The sequence below is a fragment of the Streptomyces aureus genome (assembly GCF_001418135.1).
GTDB lineage: Bacteria > Actinomycetota > Actinomycetes > Streptomycetales > Streptomycetaceae > Streptomyces > Streptomyces aureus_A.
Genome location: NZ_LIPQ01000674.1, coordinates 1 through 3,067, shown reverse-complemented (window position 1 = coordinate 3,067; position 3,067 = coordinate 1). Strand labels below are relative to the sequence as shown.

Annotated in this window: 2 protein-coding genes and 1 pseudogene; 1 reads left to right on the top strand and 2 read right to left on the bottom strand. The window is 75.0% G+C overall.

Annotated features, from left to right (window positions below; genetic code table 11):
- Positions 1-809, top strand: a pseudogene (locus AOK00_RS41060) (phospho-sugar mutase); the annotation flags it as partial.
- Between the two features lie 505 nt (positions 810-1,314).
- On the opposite strand, the gene AOK00_RS35975 reads toward AOK00_RS41060, so the two are convergent.
- Both AOK00_RS35975 and AOK00_RS35970 read right to left on the bottom strand, forming a co-directional pair.
- Entirely contained in the window at positions 1,315-2,076 is a 762-nt protein-coding gene (locus tag AOK00_RS35975; RefSeq protein ID WP_055604297.1) for a PH domain-containing protein, read from the bottom strand.
- A gap of 35 nt (positions 2,077-2,111) precedes the next feature.
- Positions 2,112-2,759: a class F sortase gene (locus AOK00_RS35970; protein WP_055604296.1), complete on the bottom strand. Its 648-nt coding sequence runs from the start codon at positions 2,757-2,759 to the stop codon at positions 2,112-2,114.
- Positions 2,760-3,067 lie beyond the last annotated feature (308 nt).

Genomic DNA, 3,067 nt, shown 5'->3' with positions numbered 1-3,067 from the left:
CGGCCCGGGCCGTGGACCCCGACCTGGTCATCGCCAACGACCCGGACGCCGACCGCTGCGCCGTGGCCGTGCCCGACGTGACCGTCGTGGGCGGCTGGCGGATGCTCCGCGGCGACGAGGTGGGCGCGCTGCTCGCCGCGCACCTGGTGCACAAGGGCGCGACGGGCGTGTTCGCCGAGTCGATCGTGTCGTCCTCGCTGCTCGGCCGGATCGCGGAGGCCGCGGGCGTCGGCTACGAGGAGACGCTGACCGGCTTCAAGTGGATCGCCCGCGTCGACGGCCTGCGGTACGGCTACGAGGAGGCGCTCGGCTACTGCGTCGACCCGGAGGGCGTCCGCGACAAGGACGGCATCACGGCGGCGCTGCTCGTGACCGAGCTGGCGTCGGTGCTCAAGGAACAGGGCCGGACGCTGACCGACCTGCTCGACGACCTGGCGATCGCGCACGGGCTGCACGCCACGGACCAGCTGTCGGTGCGGGTCGAGGACCTGAGCGTCATCGCGAACGCCATGACGGCGCTGCGCGAGCGGCCGCCGGTCTCGCTCGCCGGTCTGACGGTCGTGTCGGCGGAGGACCTGACGAAGGGCACGGAGTCGCTGCCCCCGACGGACGGGCTGCGCTACCACCTGGAGGGCGACTACAAGGCCCGGGTGATCGTCCGCCCGAGCGGCACGGAGCCCAAGCTCAAGTGCTACTTGGAGGTCGTGGTGCCGGTCGCCGCGGCGGTCGACCTCGCCCCGGCGCGGGCGACGGCCGGCGAGGTGCTGGTGGCGATCAAGCGGGACCTGTCGGCCGCGGCCGGACTCTGATCCGCCGCGAGGGCCACGTCGAAGGGCCGGTACGGAGTCCCCGTACCGGCCCTTCGGCCGTCCGGGTGAACCCCGTACGGCAGATGACGCGAGACGACTCCCGCACGCGGGGGGCGTGCGCCCGGGGCGGGCCCTCCCCGCCCGTCAGCCGAACCGGCCGTTGACGTAGTCGGCGGTGCGCGGGTCGGCCGGGGACCTCACGGGCGGGCGTGGCGAACGAGACCCGGTCGAGGACCTTGCGGTCGCCGAACCAGGCGGAGACGCAGTCGACTTCGAGCGGCGGCCCGGGACGGGGCCGTCGTGCCGCCGTCCGGCACGGGCGGCGGGGTGACGGTGTCGACGAGATCGGTCACGGTGTGAACTCCACAGCGGCCGTGGGGACAGGACCGTCCGACCGGATCGGTGTCCCGCGACCGGTCGACTGTGGACGTGGCGATTCCGCGAAGGACCAGCCCGTCGCGAGAAGGATCAGCCCGCGCGAAGGACCAGCCCGTCGCGAGCAGGATCAGCCCGTCGCGAGCAGGATCACCAGGAGCAGCAGCCCGGCCGCCGCGGGCCCGACGATCTCGTACGCCCAGCGCACCCGCGCCTCGCCCCGCGCGCCCGGAGTGCCGGCGCGGCGCTCGGCGAGCTCGCGCAGATCGGCGACGGTCTGGTCGGTGGGCGCGGTGCGCGACGCGCTGTCCCGTACGTCCGCGGTGACCGAGGTACGGCCGTGCGGGTCGTCCTGGGACGCGCGGGAGGCCCGGCGGGCCGCCTTCTTGCGCTGGCGCAGCGAGACGGGGATGGCCCACAGCTGGTACTTGGCACCGTCCTGGGTGAAGACCTCGCTGGAGTAGCCGGCGCGGACGTCGGCGACCGTCGACCAGGGCAGCGTGATCGACCGGAACGGGTTGCGGATCCGGAGCCGGTCGTCGTTGGCGTACACGGCGGGGCGGATCGTGAAGGCGACGATCAGCGGCACGGCGAGGAGGAGGCCCGCGAGCGCGAGCCAGGGCGACCGGCCCTCGCCGCGGAACAGCACGTCACCGGCGAACAGGGCCGCGAGGATCAGCAGGAACACCCCGCTCGCGATCCCGAGCGGCGACCGGAAGACACGGTCGGGGGCCTCCTGACCGGTGGCCTCCTGACCGGTGGACTGCCGCCCTGCGGGCTTCCGCCCCGCGGGCTTCTTCCCGGCGGGCTTCTTCCCCGCGGACGGCTGCTCGGGGGTCGACTCGCGGCTCGGCTCGTGGCTGGGCTCGGGGGTCGGCTCGGGGGTCGTCATGGGGCCGATTCTGCCTCAGTGGGCCGGCGGGGTGCTCAGGCGGCCCGTGTGGCCACGAGATCCGCGTACAGAATGATGTTGTCGGGGCGGTGGCCGTCGACCAGCTCGCCGCCGCAGGTGATGAGGCGCAGCTCGGGGCGGTCGGTGTCGCCGTACACCTTGGCCGTCGGGAAGGCGTCCTTGTCGACCTGCTCCAGCTCCCTGACCCGGAAGACCGCGGTGGTGCCGTCGGCCCGGGTCACGGTGATCCCGTCGCCGACCGCGACCTTGGAGACGTTCTTCAGTACGGCGGGGCCGCGGGCGGTGTCGAAGTGCCCGATGAGGACGGCGGGGCCGGTCTGCCCGGGCGTGACGCCCTTGTCGTACCAGCCGATCCGGTCGGCGTCCGCGACCGAGGGCACCTCGACGGTGCCGTCGGCGGCGAGCCCGAGCTCCAGGACAGGCCCGGTGGGGCCGGTGTCGACCCCGGCGGCGGGGATCCGGACCCGCACGGGCACGGAACGGGCGAGCGGGCGGACGGGTGCGGGGCTCGCGGTCGGCGTGGGGGCGGCGGTGGCCTCGGAGATCCTCGCGGGCGGGGTGACGGCCTGCTGCCCGTCCCCGGCCGAGCAGCCGGTGAGCGCGGCGAGGACGGCGCACAGGAGGACGGGGGCGATACGGGCGGGGTGACGGCGGCGGTTCACGGGCGGGCTCCGGGCGGACGGCGGACTGAGGGCGGGAAGCGGCAGACGGCGGACTGAGGGCGGGCGACGGCGGCCGGGACACGACGGACGACGGACGGGGTCCGGCCGGCCGCCGCGCGGGACGCGGCGACCGGCCGGGGGTGGGGTGTCGCTCCCGCTCGGGTCAAGGGGCAGGGAGTCGGGGTGGTGCGGGTGGCGCGGGGTGTGGTGGTGCGAGTGGTGCGGGGTGTGGCTGGTGGTGCGGGATGCAGTTGGCGGTGACTACGGGTGGTCCGAGGCGGGTGGTGCGGAGTGCGGGTCAGACGCGG

Bases quoted from the DNA above. Each gene is read 5' to 3' on its own strand.
- AOK00_RS35975 (WP_055604297.1), bottom strand. From the start codon at position 2,076: ATGACGACCCCCGAGCCGACCCCCGAGCCCAGCCACGAGCCGAGCCGC.